The sequence below is a fragment of the Maricaulis maris genome (genome assembly GCF_049116555.1).
Taxonomy (GTDB): Bacteria; Pseudomonadota; Alphaproteobacteria; order Caulobacterales; family Maricaulaceae; genus Maricaulis; species Maricaulis maris_C.
The window spans coordinates 56,333-75,132 of record NZ_JAGDYT010000025.1 but is presented as its reverse complement, the minus strand read 5'-3'; the positions used below and the strand labels follow the sequence as shown (position 1 = coordinate 75,132).

General features: G+C 62.3%; 21 protein-coding genes. 20 read left to right on the top strand and 1 reads right to left on the bottom strand.

Annotation, left to right across the window (positions count from 1 at the left end; all coding sequences use genetic code 11):
* Position 1: 1 nt before the first annotated feature.
* The 4 genes from murJ (at position 2) to JXQ94_RS14445 (ending at position 3,880) form a co-directional block, all read left to right on the top strand.
* Positions 2–1,546, top strand: a complete 1,545-nt coding sequence (gene murJ / locus JXQ94_RS14460; RefSeq protein WP_421924487.1) for a murein biosynthesis integral membrane protein MurJ — start codon at positions 2–4, stop codon at positions 1,544–1,546.
* Positions 1,547–1,607: 61 nt separating this feature from the next.
* Complete coding sequence (trpS, locus tag JXQ94_RS14455) at positions 1,608–2,645, top strand: tryptophan--tRNA ligase (RefSeq protein WP_421924486.1); 1,038 nt, start codon at positions 1,608–1,610, stop codon at positions 2,643–2,645.
* 49 nt (positions 2,646–2,694) lie between these two features.
* Positions 2,695–3,108: a hypothetical protein gene (locus JXQ94_RS14450; RefSeq protein ID WP_421924485.1), complete on the top strand. Its 414-nt coding sequence runs from the start codon at positions 2,695–2,697 to the stop codon at positions 3,106–3,108.
* A gap of 226 nt (positions 3,109–3,334) precedes the next feature.
* The gene (locus tag JXQ94_RS14445) at positions 3,335–3,880 is read left to right on the top strand and encodes a copper chaperone PCu(A)C (RefSeq protein ID WP_421924484.1); all 546 of its coding nucleotides are present in this window, start codon (positions 3,335–3,337) and stop codon (positions 3,878–3,880) included.
* Positions 3,881–3,917: 37 nt separating this feature from the next.
* Here JXQ94_RS14445 and JXQ94_RS14440 read toward each other — a convergent pair whose 3' ends face one another.
* Positions 3,918–4,550 (bottom strand): hypothetical protein, encoded by a 633-nt coding sequence (locus JXQ94_RS14440; RefSeq protein ID WP_421924483.1) that lies wholly within the window; start codon positions 4,548–4,550, stop codon positions 3,918–3,920.
* A gap of 71 nt (positions 4,551–4,621) precedes the next feature.
* On the opposite strand from JXQ94_RS14440, the gene JXQ94_RS14435 reads away from it, so the two are divergent.
* The 16 genes from JXQ94_RS14435 to JXQ94_RS14360 all read left to right on the top strand — a co-directional run bounded on the left by JXQ94_RS14435 (position 4,622) and on the right by JXQ94_RS14360 (position 18,677).
* Positions 4,622–5,098 (top strand): universal stress protein, encoded by a 477-nt coding sequence (locus JXQ94_RS14435; protein WP_421924482.1) that lies wholly within the window; start codon positions 4,622–4,624, stop codon positions 5,096–5,098.
* A 68-nt stretch (positions 5,099–5,166) separates the two neighbouring features.
* Positions 5,167–5,730, top strand: a complete 564-nt coding sequence (locus tag JXQ94_RS14430) for a NifU family protein (RefSeq protein WP_421924481.1) — start codon at positions 5,167–5,169, stop codon at positions 5,728–5,730.
* 39 nt (positions 5,731–5,769) lie between these two features.
* On the top strand, positions 5,770–6,411 hold the full coding sequence (gene tsaB / locus JXQ94_RS14425) for a tRNA (adenosine(37)-N6)-threonylcarbamoyltransferase complex dimerization subunit type 1 TsaB (protein ID WP_421924480.1): 642 nt from the start codon (positions 5,770–5,772) through the stop codon (positions 6,409–6,411).
* Positions 6,408–6,869: a GNAT family N-acetyltransferase gene (locus JXQ94_RS14420; protein WP_421924479.1), complete on the top strand. Its 462-nt coding sequence runs from the start codon at positions 6,408–6,410 to the stop codon at positions 6,867–6,869. Before tsaB ends, JXQ94_RS14420 begins: the two co-directional genes overlap by 4 nt.
* 36 nt (positions 6,870–6,905) lie before the next feature.
* Entirely contained in the window at positions 6,906–7,325 is a 420-nt protein-coding gene (locus JXQ94_RS14415; protein WP_075190308.1) for a Fur family transcriptional regulator, read from the top strand.
* A 42-nt stretch (positions 7,326–7,367) separates the two neighbouring features.
* Positions 7,368–8,642 carry a TCR/Tet family MFS transporter gene (locus JXQ94_RS14410; RefSeq protein ID WP_421924477.1) on the top strand — a complete coding sequence of 425 codons (1,275 nt, stop codon included), beginning with the start codon at positions 7,368–7,370 and terminating at the stop codon, positions 8,640–8,642.
* Between the two features lie 140 nt (positions 8,643–8,782).
* The gene (gene miaB / locus JXQ94_RS14405) at positions 8,783–10,153 is read left to right on the top strand and encodes a tRNA (N6-isopentenyl adenosine(37)-C2)-methylthiotransferase MiaB (RefSeq protein WP_421924476.1); all 1,371 of its coding nucleotides are present in this window, start codon (positions 8,783–8,785) and stop codon (positions 10,151–10,153) included.
* Positions 10,150–11,184, top strand: coding sequence for a PhoH family protein (locus tag JXQ94_RS14400; RefSeq protein ID WP_421924475.1), 1,035 nt, complete (start codon positions 10,150–10,152; stop codon positions 11,182–11,184). Before miaB ends, JXQ94_RS14400 begins: the two co-directional genes overlap by 4 nt.
* Positions 11,181–11,663, top strand: a complete 483-nt coding sequence (ybeY, locus tag JXQ94_RS14395; RefSeq protein ID WP_421924474.1) for an rRNA maturation RNase YbeY — start codon at positions 11,181–11,183, stop codon at positions 11,661–11,663. The genes JXQ94_RS14400 and ybeY overlap by 4 nt, the downstream gene beginning before the upstream one ends.
* A complete protein-coding gene (locus tag JXQ94_RS14390) occupies positions 11,660–12,553 on the top strand; it encodes a transporter associated domain-containing protein (RefSeq protein WP_421924473.1) in 894 nt (297 codons plus the stop codon). Before ybeY ends, JXQ94_RS14390 begins: the two co-directional genes overlap by 4 nt.
* Positions 12,553–14,169: an apolipoprotein N-acyltransferase gene (gene lnt / locus JXQ94_RS14385; RefSeq protein ID WP_421924472.1), complete on the top strand. Its 1,617-nt coding sequence runs from the start codon at positions 12,553–12,555 to the stop codon at positions 14,167–14,169. The genes JXQ94_RS14390 and lnt overlap by 1 nt, the downstream gene beginning before the upstream one ends.
* A gap of 82 nt (positions 14,170–14,251) precedes the next feature.
* Positions 14,252–14,671, top strand: a complete 420-nt coding sequence (locus JXQ94_RS14380; RefSeq protein ID WP_421924471.1) for a helix-turn-helix domain-containing protein — start codon at positions 14,252–14,254, stop codon at positions 14,669–14,671.
* Between the two features lie 55 nt (positions 14,672–14,726).
* A complete protein-coding gene (trmB, locus tag JXQ94_RS14375; protein ID WP_421924470.1) occupies positions 14,727–15,413 on the top strand; it encodes a tRNA (guanosine(46)-N7)-methyltransferase TrmB in 687 nt (228 codons plus the stop codon).
* 376 nt (positions 15,414–15,789) lie between these two features.
* Entirely contained in the window at positions 15,790–16,326 is a 537-nt protein-coding gene (gene rimP / locus JXQ94_RS14370) for a ribosome maturation factor RimP (protein WP_421924469.1), read from the top strand.
* 31 nt (positions 16,327–16,357) lie between these two features.
* The gene (gene nusA, locus JXQ94_RS14365; protein WP_421924468.1) at positions 16,358–18,076 is read left to right on the top strand and encodes a transcription termination factor NusA; all 1,719 of its coding nucleotides are present in this window, start codon (positions 16,358–16,360) and stop codon (positions 18,074–18,076) included.
* Positions 18,054–18,677 carry an RNA-binding protein gene (locus JXQ94_RS14360; protein WP_421924467.1) on the top strand — a complete coding sequence of 208 codons (624 nt, stop codon included), beginning with the start codon at positions 18,054–18,056 and terminating at the stop codon, positions 18,675–18,677. Before nusA ends, JXQ94_RS14360 begins: the two co-directional genes overlap by 23 nt.
* Positions 18,678–18,800 lie beyond the last annotated feature (123 nt).

The window sequence follows — 18,800 nt, the reverse complement described above, 5'->3', positions numbered from 1 at the left end:
CATGCGCTTGCTGCGTTCTACTGCCGTTGTCGGCGTGCTGACCATGGCGAGCCGCGTGCTGGGCCTCGTTCGGGAAATGCTGTTGGCCGCCGCCCTGGGTGCTGGAGCGGTAACTGACATATTCCTGACAGCTTTCCAGTTTCCCAATCTTTTCAGGCGAATATTTGCGGAGGGCGCGTTCAATTCGGCCTTTGTCCCTCTTTATGCGGGCAAGCTCGAGAGCGGCCAGCAGGACGAAGCCATCCTGTTTGCCCGCCAGGTCATGTCCGTCCTTCTGACCGCAATGTTCGTACTGGTCGTGGCCGCGCAATTGCTGATGCCCTGGCTGATGTATGCGCTGGGGCCGGGTTTCGTCGGTGAGCCCGACAAGCTCGGTTTGGCGGTTCTCCTGACCCAGATCACCATGCCCTATCTGTTGATGATGTCCTTGAGCGCCATGCTCAGCGGCGTGCTCAACTCGCATGGCCGCTTTGCGGTTGCGGCAGCGGCGCCAGTGCTTTTGAACCTGACCCTGATCGGCATTCTCTATCTATCGCCGGCTGAGGGTGAAGACCTTGCCCTGCATCTCTCGATCGGGATCAGCCTGTCCGGGATCGCCCAGCTGGTTTGGCTGTTTGCCGCCTGCCGCGCGACCGGTTTGCGGCTCACCTTGACCTTGCCCCGTCTTTCGCCCGGCGTGCGACGCCTGATCGTGCTGGGGGTTCCCGGGGCGGTAGCCGCTGGCGTGACACAGATCAACATTCTGGTGACCTCCTCCATAGCGACAACCGAATTGAGTGCCCGGTCCTGGCTGTATTATGCCGACCGGCTCTATCAATTGCCGCTGGGTGTGGTGGGTATCGCCATGGGCGTGGTTCTTCTGCCGACACTCAGCGGTCGGGTACGAGCCGGAGCGGTTGAGGCAGCCTCGAACGCGATGAACCGCGCGCTGGAGATTGCGATGGCACTGACGCTGCCCGCGGCAACAGCGCTGGCTGTCATCCCCGTCTTCATCGCAAGCGGCATATATCAACGTGATGAGTTCACGCCGCACGATGCGATCATGGTGGGGCAAGCCTTGGTACCCTTTGCCATTGGCCTTCCCGCCTTTGTGCTGATCAAGGTCCTGTCACCCGGCTTTTTTGCTCGTGAGGACACGTTGACACCGATGAAGTTCGCGGGTGTTGGCGTTGTCGTGAACCTGGTCGTTGGCCTCGCCCTTTTCTTTGGGCCGCTTGGCTTTGCGGGACTGGCGATCGCGACGGCCCTGGCTGGGTGGGTCAACACTATCCTTCTTGCGGTTACCTTGCATCGGCGCGGCCTGCTGGAACCAGATGCCCGCCTGCTCGGCAAACTGCCGCGTATTCTCGGCGCTTGCGCCATCATGGCTGTCTTCCTGTACGCGGCAGACCATTATGCGGACCTGGTCAGGCCCTATCTGTTTGATTCCACGCTACTCACCTTGCTCGTAGTCTGTGGCGCCGGCTTGGTTGTTTATGGCCTTGCGGCGCTGGTAACCGGTGCCCTGCGCCCCTCCGAGGTGCGTGCCGCGCTCAAGCGCTCTTGAGGCCCGGCCCCGCGCTCGCTAAGACGCTTGTCCCTGTTCGTCTTTTCCGCAAGGCCCTCCCATGAGTGACACGCCCACCGACTACAAAGGTCCGCACCGCGTCCTGTCCGGCATGCAGCCGACCGGCCGGCTGCATCTCGGCAATTATCTGGGTGCTCTCAAGAATTGGGTGGAACTGCAAAAGGACGGAACGCGCGAGTGCTTCTACTGCGTGGTCGACATGCATGCGATCACCATGCCGCACGACCCCGCCACATTGCCGGACGCGGTGCGCTCGGCCGCAGCGGCCTATATCGCTGCGGGCGTGGATCCGGAGAAGAGCGCGATTTTCGCCCAGTCTGCGGTGCCCGCCCATGCCGAAATGGCCTGGATTCTCAATTGTGTTGCGCGCCTCGGCTGGCTCGAGCGCATGACCCAATTCAAGGACAAGGCTGGCAAAGACAAGGAGCGGGCCTCGGTTGGCCTGTTCACCTATCCGGTTCTCCAGGCCGCGGATATCCTCGTCTACAAGGCGACGGAAGTTCCGGTTGGTGAGGACCAGAAACAGCATCTTGAGCTGTGTCGTGATATCGCAGCCCGCTTCAATCGCGATTTCGGCAAGGGTGAAGCGGTTTTCCCGCAAACCGATCCGCTCATCCAGGGGCCCGGCGCGCGCATTATGAGCTTGCGTGACGGCACGTCGAAAATGTCCAAGTCGGACGTCTCCGACAATTCGCGCATCAATCTGGAAGATGATGCCGACATGATCGCCCGCAAGATCAAGAAGGCCAAAACCGACCCGGAGCCACTGCCGGCAACCGTCGAAGAGCTTGAGGGGCGCGCCGAAGCGTCCAACCTCGTTGGCATCTATGCCGCACTGGCCGGCCAGTCCAAGGCGGATGTCCTCGCCGAGTTCGGCGGCCAGGGCTTTGGTGCCTTCAAGCCCGCGCTGGCCGATGTGGCCGTGCAGTATCTGGCACCGATCTCGGACGAGTATCGCCGTCTGATTTCCGACAAGGCCGAAATAGACCGCATCCTGACCAAAGGGGCCGAGCGCGCCCGGGCGGTTGCGCAGCCGGTTGTCGAAGAGACCAAGAAGATCATTGGATTCTGGGGCTAGCGGATTTGCCGCACTCCTCACGCGTGAGCAGACCGGCTAGCTTCCCATCATGACCTGGCAACGCCTGCGAACCGGTCTTCTGGGCCTGGTGCTCGTCTGGAGCGCGCTCTTCCCCTTTGCGGCGGAGGCAATGACGCGTGCCAGCGGCGATGGATACCGGCTGCTTTGCGCGCCGCAAATTCGCGGTGAACTGAGCGGGCAAGATGCCGTCAATCTTGCCATCCTGGCCAAGCTGTCGGGTCAATCGGCGGAGGATGATGCCGCCGTACCGGCTCTGGTTTGTGATGACTGCCTTGCCTGTCCCGTTCTTGCCCTGCCGGCTGCGGCGCTCACAGATTTCGATCCGCCGGACCGGCATGCTCTCTTGCGCGTCCGAAGGACTGGCTTGCCGTGCGCTCTGCCGCAAGCTCGCCTGCGGCCGGATGCCCGTGCACCCCCCCGTGTCGACCACCAGACTGCCTGACAGTGATCCCGGCCTTCTGCGGTGGGGCAATCCTGTCGACTTGGCCCGGCGCGAACTCGGTCGGATGCGCTGACGACTTTCTCCGTCAGTGTCCTGCCTCGAGTTGTCTTGTCCACGTCATCAGGTCTCAACGGGCCGCAGTTGGTGATGGGCTGGGCGTTCCCGTCGGGATGGCAATACGCGCGGGGTGGCTCGAATGGCGCCCCGCCTTCACGAGGACGAGACCATGAAAATACAAGTGCTTCTGCCCGCCATCGGGCTTGTCGTGGCCGCCTGTGGCGGTGGCTCGGATCCGGTTCAACCGGAAGCCGGTCATCATGCAGGCGGGACCATGCACGCGGCGGACGACGCCCAGTTGAGCCAGCTGCCAGATGATGGCGTCACGCCGGTGGTGGAAATCCGGTCGGCCTGGATTCGCCCGCATCCGCAGGGTCGGGATGTGACGGCCGCTTATTTCCAGGCGGTTCTGACTGACGGCCATACAGACCGCCTTGTGTCTGCCGAGATCGATGGCGCCAGTCGGGTCGAGATGCACGGTCATACAATGGATGATCAGGGCATGATGCGTATGCGCCCGGTTGGCCCGCAGGACCTGGACGATACGGGTCCGCTTGTATTTGCGCCTGCCGGCTTGCACCTGATGGTGCATGGTCTCGCGCCGGTAACGGAGGGCGACCAGGTCGCCGGCACGCTCATGTTTGAGCGCGCAGGCGCAGTGTCCGTGATTTTCGCCGCCCAGGCGTTTGCTCCCGTGACGGGGAACGAGAACTAGGCAATTTGGCCGACGGTCCGACGCGCAGGTGAGATGGTTAACGAGTGGTTACCGAACCCTCTTTTTCTGCCACATTCGCGCCGGACTCGTCTGCCTGGGCAGCGGACTCTCCTGCCGGAGCCTCGATATAGCGAGCCGGATCATAATCCTTGGCGGCGCGCGGCCAGAAAAGTCGCATCAGCCAGAGCCCCAGCGCGATCGCGGGGATCAAGACAAGACCGATCGCATTCTCGTCGACCAAAAAGAGCTTGGCGAAGAAGCCGGCTCCCACCAGGGCGAGCACGCCGCCGAGCCCGGCCATGATGACAAGAAAGGCCATCGATGCCCCCTCAATGTATCGGACAGGCCCGGCTTGTTCGGCGAGGTCCCGGTGCAGCTCAGCCAGAAAATCACGAAAATCGCGCGCATTGGCTTCCCACAGACCGACCCCGGCCCAGCGCATCGAACCGAAGGCGATCTCGGTACCGTCTTCTGTGCTCATGCGACAGACGACCTGGCTCTCCCGGCCGGCCATCTCGACCGCGAGCCGAACCTGTCGAACGCGATCCAGCGGCAGGTTGCCATCGGTTTCGCCATCCTCCTCCTGCCAATGCAGGAACTTGCCATCGAGAGAATAGGCGCGTTGGGGCGTGCCGGCATTGCGGCGGTCGATAAGGGTGGTGCGAGGCATCGGAATTCCTTTCCGGGCCCGGTTAGCATGAATGTCTGGACGTGTCCTTCCGCACACGCCAAACTCACACCATGCCGCCAAGCTCGCGAAAATTCCTCGTCGTTGCAGACGACAGCTCCGAGTGCCGGACCGCGCTCTATTTCGCCGCCCGGCGCGCCCAGGCCACGGGGGCGCACGTCGCCATTCTTGCAACGCATGAGCCCGGTGATTTCAGTCACTGGATCGGTGTCGCGGAGACCGCGAAGCGCGAAGCCGAAGGTGCGGCCGAAGCCCTGCTGGAATCCATGGCCGAGGATGCCGAAGCGGTCACGGGCGAGCGTCCGGAACTCCTCCTGCGCGAAGGTGATCGGCGAACAGTCCTGTCGGAACTCCTCGAGGAAGACTCTCTGATTTCCCTGTTGGTTCTGGCGGCCTCGGCCAATGGCGAAGGGCCGGGGCCTCTGGTGACGGCCTTGTCCCGAGGGAAGGGCCTGTTCACGGGGCGAGCGGTCCCTGTCACGGTTGTACCGGGCGATATGGACCAGGTCGAAATAGACGCCCTCGTCTGATATCCCCACATCGTGTGTGGTTGAATGGGTGGCGAAAGAGCGCCAAGTCATCCGCAGGAGGCCCTGCCATGTTTATCCAGACCGAAGCCACACCCAATCCGAATACGCTGAAATTCCTGCCAGGCCGAGAGATTGCGCCGGATGGACCGCGAGAATTCGAGAATGAAGAGGACGCGGCCGAGGCGCCGCTGGCGGCCGATCTTTTCCTGATTGACGGGGTGTCGGGAGTTTTCTTTGGCGAGGATTTCATCGCAGTCACGAAAACCGACGCTTATGAGTGGGACCATATCAAACCCTTCCTGCTCGGCGCGATCATGGACGGGCTTCAGTCGGGTCGACCGATTGTTGGCGCGGCGGTCAACGAGAGCGGACACGCCAACTACTCCGGCGATGACGAGGGTTTGGTGAAGGAAATCATTGAGCTCATCGACACCCGGGTCCGCCCTGCTGTGGCCCAGGATGGCGGCGACATTCTCTTCCACTCCTACCTCTCCGATAGTGGTGTTGTGCGGTTGAAGATGCGTGGTGCCTGCGCCGGCTGCCCATCATCCACGATGACGCTGAAGTCCGGCATCGAAAATCTGCTCAAGCACTACATTCCGGAGATCCAGGCAGTCGAGGCCGTGGAATAGGCCGTCGCGCGTGCCGCGAATAGCCGTATAACGGGCGTCATGAGCTGGTTGGCCATTGATACGACAGGGGTGAATTGCACCGTGGCGCTCCGGATGCCTGACGGGACGGAGCACGTGCTGAGTGAACCGATCGGGCGAGGTCATGCCGAGCGGCTGGCGCCCATGGTTGAGGCACTTTTCAAGCTGGCGGAGATCGACCCGAACGCGCTCACCCGGATCGGTGTGACGGTGGGCCCTGGAAGCTTTGCCGGCACCCGGGTCGGTGTGGCTTTCGCGCGCGGTCTGGCGCTGGCCTGCCAGGCTCGATGCATTGGCCTTTCCAACCTTGCAGTCCTTGCCCGCCAGGCCGGTACCCGCCCGGCCCTGGCCGTGTTGCATGACGCCAAGCGCGATGAAGTCATCCTGCAGGTCTGGCGGGATGGCCGGACGACAGGACCCGAACGCAGTGCGCTGAAGGCCCTGGAGGCACGCCTCCGTGATCTCGGCGGTATCGACTGTCTCGTCACGGGCTCCGGTGCCCGTCACGCCGGGGCGGGGTTTGATGACCTCGGGATCGAGACTCTGGATCCTGCCGCACTCCTGGCGATGACGGGTGAGCTGTCGGCTTCGGAGAATCCGCCAGCTCCTTTCTATGCCCGACCGCCGGACGCGAAGCTTCCCGGCGGGGTCGCCCCGGCATGAAGGTCGTGCCGGAAGCCGTCTGGGCGTCCAGTGCCGCCGAACTGGCTGACCTGCACGTGCAATGCTTCCCGCAGGCCTGGTCGGAAGCGGAGTTTGCCTCACTGCTTACCTTGCCTGGCAGTTCTGCCTGGGTTTGCCGTGAAGCCGGACGCTTTGTGGCTCTGGCGCTATTCCGCCAGGCCGTCGATGAGGCGGAACTCCTCACGCTTGCCACGCATCCCGATTATCGCCGATCCGGCCATGCTGCCACCATCCTGACAGAAGGGGAGAAGGCACTTTTATCTCAGGGTGTTGGGCGAGTCTTCCTGGAGGTTTCAACCGCAAATCCAGGCGCCCTGTCTCTCTATTCGCGGGCGGGTTATGGCGAGCTGGCCCGGCGACGGGCCTACTATCGCGATGGCAGCGATGCGCTGGTGCTCGAAAAATGGCTGCGTAAAGATGGACAGACTGCCCTCTGAGCGCCTATTTCTCGTTCAACACTAAGGGGATTTCGCATGCCGGATCGGATCGAGAAGCTTTGCATTGCCAAAGGACTGCGAATGACGGACCAGCGCCGGGTCATCGCCCGGGTGCTGTCGCAGTCCGATGACCATCCCGATGCCGAGGAATTGCATCGCCGAGCCTCGGACGAAGACCCGCGAATTTCGTTGGCGACGGTTTACCGCACGGTTCGCCTGTTCGAAGAGGCCGGGATCATCGAGCGCCATGATTTCCGCGACGGAAGGTCGCGCTATGAGGAAGTCGGCGACGAGCATCATGACCATCTCATTGATCTAAAGTCCGGTGAGGTCATCGAATTCGTCAATGAAGAGATCGAGCGGCTGCAGGAAGCAATCGCACGCAAGCTGGGCTACAAGCTTGTCGATCACCGGCTCGAACTCTACGGCGTACCGCTCAAGAGCGCCGAGGACTAGGCGCGGGGTCCGGCCCTACCGGCCCGACATCAAGGGAACGCCATGTCCGTCCGACCGACCGGCCAACACGCGGTCATCTTTATCTTCATCACGGTCTTGATCGACATGATCGGCTTCGGCCTGATCATCCCGGTAATGCCGGACCTGATTGAAGAATTGACCGGATTGCAGGCGGATGATGCCGCCATCCTGGGCGCGTGGTTGATGGTGTCCTACGCAGCCATGCAATTCGTGTTCGCGCCGATCGTCGGCGGGCTGTCCGACCGGTTCGGTCGCAAGCCTGTCCTGCTGGCCGCCCTTGCCGGATTCACCATCGACTACATCATCATGGGGTTCGCACCGGTCTTCTGGCTCCTGCTGGTCGGTCGGCTGCTGGCCGGGGTTTTCGGCGCGAGTTATTCCACCGCGAATGCGTACATCGCTGACATTACGCCGCCGGAGCAGCGTGCAGCCCGCTTCGGTCTGATCGGTGCCGCCTTCGGAGTGGGCTTTACCCTGGGGCCGGCCATAGGCGGGTTTCTGGGTGACAATTTCGGTCCGCGGGCGCCTTTCTTCGCTGCGGCTGTCCTCGCCGGAGCGAATTTCGTCTACGGCCTGATTGTCCTGCCTGAGACGTTGAAGCCGGAAAACCGCCGGAAGTTTGATATTCGGCGCGCCAATCCGCTTGGCTCGTTGATGCAGATGCGCAAATACCCGGCGGTGTTGGTGCTGATGTTCGCCATTTTCCTGATGCTGCTGGGGCATTCGGTCTATCCGGCGATCTGGTCCTATTACACCGATTTCAAGTTTGGCTGGGGCCCGGGGGAGATTGGTCTGTCGCTCATGGCGGTCGGTTTGTCGTCGGCGATTGTTCAAGGTGGTCTGACACGCATTCTGGTTCCCAAGCTCGGAGAATGGCGAGCGATCACAATCTCGCTGGTTCTGGCCGTCGTCGCTTACGCCCTCTATGGCCTCGCGAATTCGGGCTGGATGGTCTATGCGATCATTGTGTTCGCGGCTCTTGGCGGGATCGGTCAGCCGGCGCTCCAGGGCGTGATGTCACGGATCGTCCCGTCGAACGCCCAGGGTGAGTTGCAGGGCGCAATGACGTCGCTGCAAAGCCTGTCGATGATCATTGGGCCGCTGGTGATGTCGCGCATCTTTTCCCATTTCTCCGAGGAGGACGCTGCGGTCACCTTCCCCGGTGCGCCCTTCCTGGTCGCATCAGCGCTGACCCTCATCGCTCTGGTTATCGGCCTTTACGCCCGGCGCAATGACCCCGGGCTCTCGGCAAAATCGACGGTGCCGCCAAAGCAGGTGACGGACCCGGCAGAATAGTCACGCTCCGGACCGGATCGACTGGCAGGCCTTGCGTTCAGACCCCATATCCATCATAACCCGCGCCTCCCCGGACCTGCCGAAAGCGGCGGGCCGGATAGCAAAGAGGTAGCGATCTGCAGGACAGGTCGAAGAAATTCATGAGTACGACGCGCAAACGCCTCTTCATCAAGACCTATGGCTGTCAGATGAATGTCTATGATTCCGACCGGATGAAGGACGTTCTGACGCCGCTTGGCTATGAGTCGTCCGACACCCCCGAGGGTGCGGATCTCGTCATTCTCAACACCTGCCACATTCGCGAGAAGGCCGCCGAGAAAGTCTATTCCGAGCTCGGGCGTCTGCGTCCGCTGAAGGAAGAGAAGGCTGCGTCCGGCGGGATGACGATCGCGGTGGCGGGCTGTGTGGCCCAGGCCGAGGGCGCGGAAATCATGAAACGCGCGCCGGTCGTCGACCTCGTCGTCGGGCCGCAAACCTATCACAAATTACCCGAGCTGATTGCCCAGGCCCACCGCGCCAAGGGTGAGGCGCTCGACACTGAATTCGAGGTCGAGGACAAGTTCGACCGGCTCGGCAATGACCGCCATGTCGAGGGCTATTCGGCTTTCGTCACGGTTCAGGAAGGTTGCGACAAGTTCTGCACCTTCTGTGTTGTGCCCTATACCCGAGGCGCGGAATGGTCGCGGCCGGTCGACCAGATCGTCGGAGAAGTGCGCGCTCTGGCCGCCAAGGGTATTCGCGAAGTCACTTTGCTGGGCCAGAACGTCAATGCCTTTCACGGCGCCGCGCCCAGCGGACGCGAAGGGGACGGGCCCTGGGGCCTGGGTCAGCTGGTTCGTCACATCGCCCTGATCGGCGGTATCGAGCGCATTCGCTTTACCACCTCGCATCCACGCGACATGGATGAAGACCTGATCCAGGCCTTTGCCGACACGCCCAAGCTGATGCCCTATTTCCACCTGCCAGTGCAGTCCGGGTCGGACAAGGTCCTCAAGGCGATGAACCGACAGCACGAGGCCGCGGACTATCTGAAGACGATTGCCCGTCTGCGCGAGGTTCGCCCGGATATCGCCATTTCCGGTGACATGATTGTCGGCTTCCCGGGCGAGACTGATGCCGACTTCGAGGCAACGATGGAACTCGTGCGCGAGGTCAATTACGCGTCCTGTTTCTCGTTCAAGTATTCCAAACGCCCGGGGACGCCGGGTGCGGCCATGTTCAATCAGGTCGATGAGGCGGTGAAGGGTGAGCGGCTCGCCGCGCTCCAGGCCCTGCTCGACGAACAGCAGATCGCCTTCAACACGTCGATGATCGGCAAGACGCTCCCAGTCCTGTTTGAAAAGCCGGGCCGGCTGGACGGCCAGCTGCACGGTCGCAGCCCCTATCTGCAATCCGTGCATGCCAACGCCCCGGCCGAGCTGATCGGCCAGATCGCCGAGGTCGAGATCGAGGGTGCATCCCGCAATGCGCTCTCCGGTCGCCTGATCGGACCGAAACGGAGTGCCGCGTGACCGCATCGCGCCCACCCGCCCGCAAGCGAGCTGCCAAGCCGCGCAAGGCGGCGTCGGAGAGTCTGTATTTTGAAGATGTGGAACGTTTGCGCGGCATGGCCGGCGCGGGCGATCGCTTCTTCATGATCATGGAACAGGATCTCGGCGTCTCGATGAGCGCACCGGGCCGGGGCCAGGTCGTGATCACGGCTGAGGACAATGCCGCCCGTGACGAGGCCAAGCGCGTTCTCAAACGCCTATATGCCAGCCTCGAACACGGCTTGACCTGCGACGAGGCGGCTGTGCGTGCGGCCTTGCGCATGCCTGATGACGACGAGTCCGTCGGAAGTGTGGATGACGGAGTCATCCGGGTGCCGCGTGGCTCCAGTCTGATCGCCCGCACCGAAGGACAGCGCGCCTATGTGCGGTCGCTGAAGAATGAAAAAGCCTATGACCTGATCTTTGGAGTTGGCCCGGCTGGAACCGGCAAGACGCTGCTGGCGGTTGCCTATGGAGCCTCCATGCTGGTCCAGCGCAAGGTCGAGAAATTGATCATCACCCGCCCGGCGGTCGAGGCTGGCGAGAAGCTCGGCTTCCTGCCCGGTGACCTCAATGAGAAGGTCGACCCTTATCTCCTGCCGGTCTGGGACGCGCTTGCTGACACGCTCGGCCGCAGCCAACTCGAGAAGATGCGGGAAGATGGCCGGATCGAAGTCGCGCCGATTGCTTTCATGCGTGGACGCACTCTGAACCGGGCCTTTGTCGTCGTCGACGAGGCGCAGAATACTTCGCGGGCGCAGATGCAGATGGTTTTGACCCGACTGGGTGAAGGGTCACGCATGGCAGTGACCGGCGATCCCAGCCAGTGTGATCTGGGACCGCGTGATCCGTCCGGTCTTTCCCATGCGCTCGATATTCTTTCCAGCACCAAAGGTGTTGCCATCACGCGCTTTTCGCGCGTTGATGTGGTTCGCCATGATCTTGTGGCGCGAATTGTCCAAGCCTATGAGGAAGATGTGCGCCACAAGACCGGTAGCGCGCAATCACAATGAACGCCGTTGATCTGATTGTCGAAGATGACGCCTGGTCATCGCTGGAAGGCAAGACGCGCCTCGTCGAGGAGGCGATCACTGCAGTCTGCCGGGAATTGCCGGGGCGTGAGCCCGGCGTGGTCGCGGTCCTTCTGGCCGACGACGACGCCATCGCGGCCATGAATGCGCAGTTTCGCGGCAAGACTGCCCCGACCAATGTCCTGTCCTTCCCGTCCGGCGAGCACGCCGACAATCATCTTGGTGATATCGCACTCGCGCATGGCGTAGTGGCGCGTGAGGCACAGGCGCGCGACATCGCGCTTGGTGATCATGTGAGCCATCTCGTCATCCATGGATTCCTGCACCTTCAAGGTTATGATCACCAGGCAGATGACGAAGCTGTCGTGATGGAAGCGATCGAACGGCGCGCCCTGGCCCATCTGGGTGTGACCGACCCCTATGAGAATGAGGACCCGGGCCCGGCCCCGGCAGCTAAATGACCGATACTTCAGCGCCTTCAGACCCCGACAGTCGACCCTGGTTCTCACGACTTTTCTCTGCCGGGCATCGCCTTGGGGAGGCCGTGGCCGCGGCTCCGACCGGCGCTGTGCCCAATTCGATCGAGGCTGATGCGCTCGACAAGTTGCGGGTTGCAGATGTGATGGTGCCGCGAGCCGACATCATTGGCGTCGATGTGGCGACGCCGCTGGGCGAGCTGGCCAAGATCTTCGCCCATGCCGCACATTCCCGCCTGCCCATCTATCGAGACACGCTGGATGACCCTGTCGGGGTGGTGCACATCAAGGATGTGGTCAGCCATCTCGCGCCAGGAACATCCGGGAAGCGCCCGGCGGGCTGGTCGCAGCAACAGGTCCTGCCCTCAATCGGACGCCCCCTCCTGTTCGCACCGCCTTCAATGAAGGCGCTCGATCTGCTCCGACGCATGCAGGGTCGGCGCATGCACCTCGCTCTCGTGGTCGATGAGTATGGCGGCACGGACGGTCTCGTGACCCTGGAAGACCTGATCGAGCCGATCGTCGGTGATATCGAAGACGAGCATGATGACGAGGAAACGCCGGCCATCCGGGCGCGCGGACCCGGTGTCTGGGATGTCGAGGCACGGGCCGAGATTGACGCCTTCGAGGCGGTCGTCGGTGAAGAGATCGCGGCCGAGGACGAAGACGAGGATGTCGACAGTCTGGGCGGTCTGGTCTTCACGCTGATCGGACGTGTTCCGGAACGTGGTGAGGTTATCCGTCACCCTACCGGTTATGAGTTTGAAGTGATTGACGCCGACACGCGACGCATCAAGCGCATGCGGGTCAGGGCGCCGCAAAAGCGTCCCGACAAGTCGGTTGCGACCGGGTCGGACAGCACGGACGCGGGCTGATGCAGCGCCTGCACCTTCTGGTCTGGCAACCGCGGATCTGGCTGGCCGCACATTTCGGCTGGCGCCCTCGGCTGGTGATTTTCTTGGCCGGGCTTTTCAGCGCGCTGTCTTTGGCGCCCTTGCACATTGTACCAGCCTTGATGTTGGGCCTGTGGGTCATGTTCGCAGCCCTGGATGGGGCGCGTCGGGCCGACAAGCCGCTTCGCAGCGCCTTCCTTCGCGGCTTTGTATTCGCCTTCGGCTACTTCCTCGCGGGCATGGCATGGGTCGTCTACGCCTTCCTCACTCGCGGGGAGGGATTGCAATACGCGGCGCCCTTCGCCTTGCCGGCCCTGGCTGCCCTGATGGCGGTTTTCTGGGGGCTCGGGGCGGTGATCTACTGTGCGCTCGCGCCACGATCCGTTTGGCGTGTCCTGGTTTTCGCCGCCGCGCTGGCCTTCGCCGAATGGCTGCGCGGCCATGTCCTGGGCGGGCTTCCTTGGAACTTGCCTGCCTATGTCTGGCCGGCGGGCGGACTGGTCAGCCAGACGGCGTCCTGGTTTGGCGTTTACGGGCTCAGCCTGCTTACGCTTTTTGTTCTGACAGCTCCCCTAGTTGCAGTCACGCCGCGGCTGGAACTGGGGCGTTGTCTGCCGGCTTTTGCGGCCCTGGCCATCTCCACGATTGTGCTGGCGACGGGCGCGATCCGGCTTGCCGCGAGCGCGCCGGAAGATGTGCCGGGTGTCACTATTCGCCTGGTTCAGGCCGGTATACCGCAGACCCAGAAATGGGCGCCGGGCGGTGCTGAACTGACCCGCGATCGCTATCTCAGCCTGACGGGCCGCGAAGGTATCGAAGCGGTGACGCATGTCGTCTGGCCGGAAGGCGCGTTGCCAAGCTTCATGCTTGAGGACGGTGCAACACTGGCCCGGATTGGTGAGAGCCTGGACGAGGGCCAGGTCCTGTTGGCGGGAGTGAACCGACGGGCCGCTGATGGCAACAGTGTGCGCTATTACAACACGCTGGCCGCGCTGCGTTTCCCCTCCGGCACGCCGCGTATTGCGGCGCTCTATGACAAGGTGCGCCTGACGCCGTTCGGCGAATTCACCCCCCTGTCCGGTGCTCTGGCGATGACGGGAATCCCCGCATTGCAGGAGCTGGCCCGATATGAATTCACGCCGGGGCCGGGCGCCGATGTGCTGGATATCCCCGGCGCTCCCAGCATGCTGCCGCTGGTCTGCTACGAGGCCATCTTCCCGGATTTCGTCGGTTCGGCGGAAACCCGAGCGGCTTGGATATATAATCTCTCCAATGATGCCTGGTTCGGGCCAACGTCCGGACCGCGCCAGCATTTCAACCAGGCGAGTTATCGCAGCATCGAGACCGGGCTTCCCATGGTCCGTTCCGCGGCGTTGGGGGTTTCCGGTGTGGTCGATTCGCTTGGTCGTGCCCGTGTGACGCTTGACCCAAGTGCGGAAGGGGTTCGCGATGTCGCCCTGCCGGGCCGTCTTGGTCGAACGCCTTATTCCTTCTGGGGCGACAGCCCCTTCCTGGCCTTTTGCGCCCTTGTTCTTGCGGGCATGGCTTGGCAGCGCTTCCGGCTTTCGCGGGCCGCAAGGCATGCATCCATGAGATGAGTTGATTGGGTCGCATCGTGTCGGTTGTGCTAGTTTGGCAAACCCGACCTTCACTGTGGTGCAACCTGAAAGAGGTATCCCGATGCCGAAGGTGACCCCGCATGGCCCCAATCCGATCGATATTCATGTCGGATCTCGTGTCCGGCTGCGGCGACAATTGCTCAAGATGAGCCAGGAAAAGCTGGGAGACGAGCTCGGCGTGACTTTCCAGCAGATCCAGAAGTATGAGCGCGGCGTCAATCGGGTCGGCGCCAGCCGGCTATACCGATTGTCACGTGCCCTAGAAGTGCCGGTCCAGTTCTTCTTCGAGGGTCTTGTCGGTGAGATTGCGGTTTCCGGCGTGGCCGAGGGCGACCAGGCACCGATTGTCTACGACTTCATCCAGAGCAGTGATGGTGTCTCGCTGGCGGAATCTTTCTCGCGCATCAAGGACGGCAAGGTTCGGCGGCGTGTGCTGGAACTGGTGCGAACGCTGGCCTCGCAAGACCCGGCCGACGCGTGATGAACGCTGACTTTCCCGGTGCAAGCATTGCCGGAAAACGCTAAACCCGCGCCCCATGACGCAAGATACGCCAGAAAAACCCGCTTTCAGGCTGTTTGGACGCTCACAGGGCAAGCCCTTGTCAGCGCGCCAGCAAGGCCTCGTTGATCACCTCTTGCCGCGCATCACCCTGCCGGAAGCGGGGATGATCGTGCCGAAGACGCTGCTGCCGGATTGTGCCGAGCAGGCGCTTGAAATCGGCTTTGGAGGCGGAGAACATCTGGTTGCCCAGGCCACGGCCCATCCTGAAATCGGCTTCATCGGGATTGAGCCCTTTCTCAATGGCGTCGCCAAGGCACTGACCGGCGTCGATACAGCGGGCCTGACCAATGTCCGCCTCGCCCGCGAGGACGCCCGCGAAATCCTGCCGCGCTTCGAGGCCGGCTGTTTCGATCGGATCTATCTGCTCTTCCCGGATCCCTGGCACAAGAAGCGTCACGCCAAGCGGCGCTTCGTCCAGCCCGAGACCCGCGACCAATTTGCACGCCTGCTGAAGCCCGGCGGACGCTTGCGTATTGCGACGGACGTCAAATCCTACGCCGACCACTGCATGGCCGAGCTGTCAGGCGACGGGCGTTTCGTGTGGCAGGCGTGTGCTGCGGAAGATTGGCGGACGCCGCCCGCCGATCACATCACGACGCGGTATGAAACCAAGAATCTCGGCGATTGCGCGCCAGTCTTCATGGACTTCCTGCGCGACTGATCAGCGGCGGCAGGCGGGCCATGGGAGTCGGCGCAATCGCGGTCCCGGCAAGCGAGGAGATGGTCACATATATTTCGGTTTGACGGGTCACATCCGGGCCACCAGTCATACGTCCGGCGATAAAACCCAGTCCCGCTCTTGGCGCAGCCGATGACTGCCAGCCACCGTATTCCGGTTCGCCTAAGAGTCCCGAAGTCGGACTTTTGCTTGGGTGGGGTGGTTGTCGACCGGGATGTTGCAGCCGAGCTGATCTCTTGCCAATCGTCTCCATGGGGCGTATACAGGCCTCATTACATGTTCGATTGTATCGGATGATACATTCGAGCGGTCGCCTTCGGCGGCCGCTCTTTTTGTTTCTGCAGACGGAACTCGTGCCTTGAAGACCAAGTCGCCACAGGATGATCGCATTCTCGCTCTCGCCGAGCCGGTCGCTGCCGAGCTCGGGCTGGAGGTGGTGCGGGTGCGGATCATGTCCGGCAAACGGCCACGGCTGCAGATCATGGCAGATCGCGCAAATGGCACGGCGATCGAGGTTGAGGATTGTGCCCGCTTTTCACGCGCGCTCTCCGACGTGTTCGAGGTCGAGGATCCGATCGCCGGCGAGTATGATCTGGAAGTCTCTTCGCCCGGTATTGATCGTCCGCTCACCACCTTGCCGCATTTCGCGCGCTGGGAAGGTAATGAGGCAAAGATCGAGCTTGACCGCCTGGCCGAGGGTCGCAAGCGCTTCCGCGGCATTCTGGCCGGCGTCGAGGACGATAATGTCGGTCTCGACATGGAAGGCGAAGACGAAACGACGATGATCCCGTTTGACTGGATCCTTGAAGCCAAACTGGTTTTGACAGACGCCTTGATCGAGGCAGATTTGAAAGCGCGGGGCGCCAGCTCCGCGACGACTGAAGGAGACGAATAATGTCGCTTTTCAACGCAACGGGGATCACCCGATGAGCATTGGTGTCAGTGCAAACCGGCTGGAATTGCTGCAGATCGCGCGTGCGGTCGCGGCAGAAAAGTCCATCGATGAATCGATTGTGATCGAGGCCATCGAGGAAGCCATCCAGAAGGCTGCGCGCTCCCGCTATGGAGCCGAGAATGACATTCGCGCCAAGATCGACCCGAAGACGGGCGAGCTGTCGCTGACCCGCAACATGACGGTTGTGGAAGAAGTCGAGAATGAGAGCCAGGAGCTCACCCTCGCCGACGCCAAGAAAATCGACAAGACTGCCGAAGTTGGCACGGTCTTCTCCGACGAGCTGCCACCGATCGAGTTTGGCCGTGTCGCATCGCAGACCGCCAAGCAGGTGATCACTCAAAAAGTGCGTGAAGCCGAGCGCCAGCGCCAGTTCGAAGAGTACAAGGACCGCGTCGGCGAGATCATTTCCGGCATCGTCAAGCGCGTCGAGTACGGCAATGTGATCATTGATCTCGGCCGTGCGGAAGGCATCATCCGTCGTGCCGACGGAATTCCGCGCGAAAACCTGCAGAACAATGAACGTGTTCGCGCCTATATCTATGATGTGCGTGAGGAAGTTCGCGGTCCGCAGATATTCCTGTCGCGTGCCCATCCGGACTTCATGGCCGCCCTGTTCGCGCAGGAAGTACCGGAAGTCTATGAAGGCATCATCGAAATCCCGTCTGTCGCTCGCGATGCGGGTTCGCGCGCGAAAATAGCCGTGATCTCCAATGACGGGTCCATCGACCCGGTCGGTGCCTGCGTTGGTATGCGCGGTTCGCGTGTTCAGGCTGTGGTCTCCGAGCTGGCTGGTGAAAAGATCGACATCATCCCTTGGTCTGACGACCCGGCGACCTTTATCGTCAACGCGCTGCAGCCGGCGGAAGTCGCCAAGGTCGTTCTCGACGAGGAAGACCAGCGCATTGAAGTCGTCGTGCCGGATGAGCAGCTTTCGCTCGCCATTGGTCGCCGCGGTCAGAATGTGCGCCTCGCCTCCCAGCTGACCGGCTGGTCGATCGACATCCTGACCGAGGAAGAAGAGTCCGAGCGCCGGCAGAAGGAATTCGCCGAGCGGACCCAGCTCTTCATCGCTGCCCTTGATGTCGACGAAGTTATTGCCCAGCTTCTGGCCACGGAAGGTTTCACCGACGTTGAAGACCTCGCCTATGTCGATCTCGGCGAAATCGCTGCCATCGAAGGCTTTGACGAGGACACAGCGGAAGAAATCCAGGCCCGAGCCCGCGATTTCCTCGACCGCCAGGCGGCTGAGCAGGACGCGAAGCGCAAGGAATTGGGCGTCGAGGATGCCGTGCTCGAGGTGCAGGGCGTGGAACTCGCCATGACCGTCAAGTTTGGCGAGAATGACGTCAAGACGGTCGAGGATCTCGCCGGTCTGGTCACCGATGACCTGCGCGGCTGGTTTGAAACCAAGAATGGCGAGCGCGTGCGCGAGCCGGGCATTCTGGAAGACTTCAATCTGTCGTCCGAAGATGCCGAGATGATGATCATGCGCGCGCGTGTGGATGCGGGCTGGATTTCGGAAGAAGACCTGCCGCAGCCGGAAGTCGTCGAGGAAGAGGTGGATGAAGCCGCCGAAGTCTTCGATGTCGAGAGCATGGATCTCGCCGCACTGGAAGCCGAAGCCGCGGCACTTGGCCTCGACCTCGACGCCGAGCTGCCCGAAGAGGGTGAGGAGGCGAAGGCTGACTAACCCTCGGGCCAGCCTGTCCAGGGAGCGGCGCTGTGTGGCCAGCGGAGAGGTTCGCGACGAAGCGGAGCTTGTCCGGATGGCCCTTGGGCCGGGCCAGCAGCTGGTTCCCGATCTCGCGGCGAAGCTGCCGGGGCGTGGCGCCTGGGTGAGTGCGCAGCGGGAGCTGATTGAGAAGGCGGTCAAGAAATCCGCCTTCAACCGGGCCTTCGGGTGTCCGGTGACGATGCCGGAAGACCTGCCGGGCTTGATTGAGGGCCAGCTGGTCGAGCGCGCGCTGAACCTGCTTGGTTTGGCGCGCCGTTCCGGAGATCTGGCCCTGGGCTATGACGCAGTGCGTCTGGCGCTCAAGGCCGGGAAGCCCGCCTGGCGCATCGAAGCGTCGGACGGGGCCGAGGATGGTCGGTCCAAGCTGGACCGACTGGCCTTTGCGGCTTGGGGCGATGTCCCGGTCGCTGGATGTTTCACGGCGGAAGCCATTGGTGTTGCGACAGGTCGCAGTCCCGTGGTTCACGCCAGCATGTCGAGGGGCTCGCAAGCGCGGGCTTTCACGACTGTCATGGGGAAGCTTTCGGGCTTCCGGCCGCTCGTCCCGCAAGGCTGACGTGCGGAGATTGCCGCGACAGCGGTTGATATCGGCCTTGAGCTGGCTAGTTTAGCGAGCCTTCAGGCCGGGCAGTGGTTTGAACAGTGCGGGTTTCCGGCATTCGGCTACCGGAAGGCCCCG

Bases quoted from the DNA above. Each gene is read 5' to 3' on its own strand.
- trmB (WP_421924470.1), top strand. From the start codon at position 14,727: ATGACGCAAGATACGCCAGAAAAACCCGCTTTCAGGCTGTTTGGACGC.
- trpS (WP_421924486.1), top strand. From the start codon at position 1,608: ATGAGTGACACGCCCACCGACTACAAAGGTCCGCACCGCGTCCTGTCC.
- JXQ94_RS14380 (WP_421924471.1), top strand. From the start codon at position 14,252: ATGCCGAAGGTGACCCCGCATGGCCCCAATCCGATCGATATTCATGTC.
- JXQ94_RS14415 (WP_075190308.1), top strand. From the start codon at position 6,906: ATGCCGGATCGGATCGAGAAGCTTTGCATTGCCAAAGGACTGCGAATG.
- JXQ94_RS14440 (WP_421924483.1), bottom strand. From the start codon at position 4,550: ATGCCTCGCACCACCCTTATCGACCGCCGCAATGCCGGCACGCCCCAA.
- murJ (WP_421924487.1), top strand. From the start codon at position 2: ATGCGCTTGCTGCGTTCTACTGCCGTTGTCGGCGTGCTGACCATGGCG.
- JXQ94_RS14430 (WP_421924481.1), top strand. From the start codon at position 5,167: ATGTTTATCCAGACCGAAGCCACACCCAATCCGAATACGCTGAAATTC.
- tsaB (WP_421924480.1), top strand. From the start codon at position 5,770: ATGAGCTGGTTGGCCATTGATACGACAGGGGTGAATTGCACCGTGGCG.
- JXQ94_RS14435 (WP_421924482.1), top strand. From the start codon at position 4,622: ATGCCGCCAAGCTCGCGAAAATTCCTCGTCGTTGCAGACGACAGCTCC.
- JXQ94_RS14390 (WP_421924473.1), top strand. From the start codon at position 11,660: ATGACCGATACTTCAGCGCCTTCAGACCCCGACAGTCGACCCTGGTTC.
- JXQ94_RS14410 (WP_421924477.1), top strand. From the start codon at position 7,368: ATGTCCGTCCGACCGACCGGCCAACACGCGGTCATCTTTATCTTCATC.
- JXQ94_RS14420 (WP_421924479.1), top strand. From the start codon at position 6,408: ATGAAGGTCGTGCCGGAAGCCGTCTGGGCGTCCAGTGCCGCCGAACTG.
- JXQ94_RS14450 (WP_421924485.1), top strand. From the start codon at position 2,695: ATGACCTGGCAACGCCTGCGAACCGGTCTTCTGGGCCTGGTGCTCGTC.
- lnt (WP_421924472.1), top strand. From the start codon at position 12,553: ATGCAGCGCCTGCACCTTCTGGTCTGGCAACCGCGGATCTGGCTGGCC.
- miaB (WP_421924476.1), top strand. From the start codon at position 8,783: ATGAGTACGACGCGCAAACGCCTCTTCATCAAGACCTATGGCTGTCAG.
- nusA (WP_421924468.1), top strand. From the start codon at position 16,358: ATGAGCATTGGTGTCAGTGCAAACCGGCTGGAATTGCTGCAGATCGCG.
- JXQ94_RS14445 (WP_421924484.1), top strand. From the start codon at position 3,335: ATGAAAATACAAGTGCTTCTGCCCGCCATCGGGCTTGTCGTGGCCGCC.
- ybeY (WP_421924474.1), top strand. From the start codon at position 11,181: ATGAACGCCGTTGATCTGATTGTCGAAGATGACGCCTGGTCATCGCTG.